Here is a 3,640-nt window from a genome sequence, read left to right as displayed (position 1 = left end):
TGATCTAATGTTATCTTTAATAGGCTTATTTGTTGCTCAAGCAATTTCTCTCTAGAGATATATTGGTTACTATGTAATTCTTTTATTCTTTTTTTAAACAACCAATTTTCTCTGAATAATTTAAATATAATCGATTTAATGTTAATCATCAGTTCTTGAAGAAAAATAGGTGACTTTTTATAAAGTGAGCTTTTATACATTTCTATCTAAACCTAAGGCTAAAGACATTGCAAGAATCTGATTATTTATACTAGCTTCATTATGAACTGTATTTAACGCCTCTTTAGACATTCTATTTTTAAGCTGAAAATCATTCCCTTTCTCTTCAATAAACGCAGTCCAAGCACTTAAATCTTTCTCTTTGAATAATACTCCATTAACACTTTGCTTTAAAAAATTTATTTCAGGACTATGGAACGAAATGTCTTCACTTAATAGTGGCAAACCTGCGCTAAATGCATGTACAATGGCCAATCCTACATAACCAGGCATTACAAACCAATCAGCACTTTTAAATATTATTGCAAGTCGATCTTCATCAAAAACCTCACCTAAAAACAATGCATGTATACCAAAATATTTACATAATTCTTGCCAGCTTTCTCTCATCTCTCCATCACCGACAACAACCAGTGCTACTGAATCTTTATTCTTTGCTTTTCCCAAAGCATTAATAAAGTTCTCTAACCGTTTGCCAGATCTAAAACGACCTGAAAAAAGATATACAGTTTTATTTTCTATGTTATTGTCCGATTTGAATTTATTAATATCTTCTTCTTTTATAGGAAGATAGCTATTGATTAAATTTTCTGTATTAAGCGTATTTGGAGCAACAAATATCTTTTCCTTATCAATTCCTTTATCGACAAGGTATTCTTTTCCTGGTTCAGAAAACACGATAATGGCATTTGCTTGCTTTAAACATTTATTTATCACAGAGACTCTAATCTTATTTAAAAAACCATTTAATCCACTATCTGGTCTGCGGCAATGGTCGTATCCATGCGTCCAATAAACAAGCTTTGTTTTTGTTATTTTACAAAATAGAGATAAGCTTAGCTCGGTTAGGTTTGAACTATTAGAAAGAGCTAGAATTACATCCGGTTTATATTGGATTATATATTTATAAGCATAAGGTAATAGATTAATACGTTTAGACCATTTTAATATATCTGTGCTGCATATATAGTTTAAGTTTGCACATGGTTTTATATAATCTTTAATTTCACCGTCAGTTATTACATCAATTTTACAGCAATAGTTAAGCGTTAATTTAGTGAGAACTTCATTTCTATATCTTTGCCAACTTGCATCTTTTGATAAAAACAAAACATTTCTATTCATTAATTATTTTCCTATGGCATATTGAAGAAAGATAGATAAGAACATAAAGCACCCATAATAAATTATTACTTCTAAAGAAATCTGTTTCCATAAAAGAATGAATGATCAAAAAAAACAATATTGCTATGAATAAATAATTAGATCGAGTTATTTCAAATATGGAATGAATGACAAAGGCAATAAATATTGGCACACCAATATAACCTAACATTATCCAAATATCTAAGTAAGTATTATGTGATTGATTTAACTTTGTAATAAAGAAATCAAAATCCCCACCATATAACACGCTAAGTCCAGCATCACCCACACCCCAAAAAGAACGATAACCAAAACCTAGCCATTTATAATCATTCATCTCGAATATCACAAAGTCCCATATTATAGCTCTACCAGTAAAATCAAGCCCATAATCAGACAATATACTCGTATCAACTAAAAGGAGGGCTAAAAAAACAAAACCAGAAGTAAAAAATATAGATAAAATGACATTTTTCGCTTTTAACCACTGGTAATTAATCAACATATATATGAAGATTGAAGATGATATCACTAACGCTAACGATGTCTTGGATTTTGATATTATAAGCAAAACAAAAACAGTAAATAACAAATATAAATTCAATTTATTCTTATTTTTATTAATGAAAACATCATACATAACTATCAATAAAGATAGAGCATAAATATACCCTGCAGTATTTTTGTGTCCATGTATCGCTCTAAATCCAATATCTTGCCAAGCAAAAGAGAATGGAATACTTAACACTCCAATAATAACAATAGCGATAGCAAAAAACTTTAGCACATTGAAGATATCATTAAAATCTAAATATCTTATCACCATCAAAATGAATGTGATTAAAAATATTTGTTGTAATAATCTAGTAAATGAAGTTAAAGGTATTTCAGACCAAAGGCATGATATAATAGAATACAGAACCAATATCCACAGAGGCCAAGCTCTTATAATAATAATACTTAAAAAAATCCTTATTATTTTTAAGAAAAAAACAAGAGAAATCATGAATGAAGACAACATAATAAGTCTATTAACCATATTAGATGATATTTCAATTTCAGACACAAAATCACTGTCACGAACAGCCAATGATGGAGAAAACACTCCTGCAGAATTTAATAAGAATACGAATAGCAGACCAGATATGAAATTCTTATAACTAATTTGCATAGAATAGCCTTTTACTTATAATTTTATATTGTGAACAACAGAAATGAAGAAGCTCACCTATTAAGTATCCAACAATAATTCCAATGGCTCCATAATAAGTTCCTAATATTGTTGAAGCGGCTACACCTAAAGTAGAAACAATAACACCCATAACCGCTAAATATTTAAATTCCTCAGCTACATTTAATATATTACTGTTTGAAAATTTAAAGACTTGGACCATGCAGACAGAAAGCCAACAGCATAACAGATCAAATCTAACTTTAGTTTCAAATATCATTTCTATATAGTTAAAGTTACTTAATACCAATATCGAATAAACAGTTATAAATAAAAACATTGATAATATAATCTTTACACTGACATTTTTAAGTGTATTTTTGTCATTTTTATATAATTTAGCCCATCTAGGCTTTTCAGACATATAGATACCAGAAGCTACTAGATTTATTGGCATAACAATTAATCGAGCTATAGCTAAAACCGCTGTTGCTTCAACGCCAATAATGAGTGTAGCTAAATAGGTATAACTATTATTTTGTGCCCAAGTCGCTAACGAACCAACAGAAGACCAACGGCCTACACTCCATAAGTCATAATAAGATACTTTCATTTCACTTATTGTTGGTAGCCTAAATTTAAGTTTATAAGTAATAATTACTATTGATATAACACCCGATATTATAGACACTAAATATATATAATTAAGAGTCACATCACTTTCATTAAAGAACAAATACAATAAACCTAACATAGTAGTAAAAAGTGAAACAATAGCAGACAACACTATCGTGCCACGAAGCTCGAATACATAGTTATATACTCGATACAAATCTCTACTTAAATATAGAAAAAAAGAGCAGTACACCAAAAAAAACAATGAATTTTCAAATTCAAAATATTTGACCAAAAAGAATGCAGGTACAATAAGAGCCATATGAATAATATTACCAAATACACACAGTGCATTACTCTTTCTGATTTTTATTTCATCTTCAGATATTTTTGCATATTTTACGGATAAGGTTGTATGGAAAAATGCATTTTGAAGCGTAGAGATCAGCATTAATCCTGAAAAAAAATTCATGTATACTGCATAGTCTT

3 protein-coding genes and 1 pseudogene are annotated in these 3,640 nt (G+C 29.1%); all 4 read right to left on the bottom strand.

The features are described 5' to 3' along the window. Window positions 1-200: pseudogene (locus VOR_RS18995) on the bottom strand (phenylacetate--CoA ligase family protein); the annotation flags it as partial. Further along, entirely contained in the window at window positions 193-1,344 is a 1,152-nt protein-coding gene (locus VOR_RS0101520; protein WP_010317481.1) for a glycosyltransferase family 4 protein, read from the bottom strand. The pseudogene VOR_RS18995 and the gene VOR_RS0101520, both read right to left, overlap by 8 nt. Further along, window positions 1,337-2,536 (bottom strand): O-antigen ligase family protein, encoded by a 1,200-nt coding sequence (locus VOR_RS0101515; RefSeq protein WP_010317479.1) that lies wholly within the window; start codon window positions 2,534-2,536, stop codon window positions 1,337-1,339. Before VOR_RS0101515 ends, VOR_RS0101520 begins: the two co-directional genes overlap by 8 nt. Further along, window positions 2,526-3,640 (bottom strand): polysaccharide biosynthesis protein (locus VOR_RS0101510; RefSeq protein ID WP_010317477.1); only part of this gene is annotated, 1,115 nt, incomplete at its 5' end. The genes VOR_RS0101510 and VOR_RS0101515, both read right to left, overlap by 11 nt.

The sequence above is a fragment of the Vibrio ordalii ATCC 33509 genome (genome assembly GCA_000257205.1).
Classification (GTDB): Bacteria; Pseudomonadota; Gammaproteobacteria; order Enterobacterales; family Vibrionaceae; genus Vibrio; species Vibrio ordalii.
The sequence above is the reverse complement of the archived record's forward strand: the minus strand, read 5'-3'. Positions and strand labels throughout refer to the sequence as shown.

What these genes read in the sequence shown, in the direction of transcription:
- VOR_RS0101520 (WP_010317481.1), bottom strand. Translation starts at nt 1,344, where the DNA reads ATGAATAGAAATGTTTTGTTTTTATCAAAAGATGCAAGTTGGCAAAGA.
- VOR_RS0101515 (WP_010317479.1), bottom strand. Translation starts at nt 2,536, where the DNA reads ATGCAAATTAGTTATAAGAATTTCATATCTGGTCTGCTATTCGTATTC.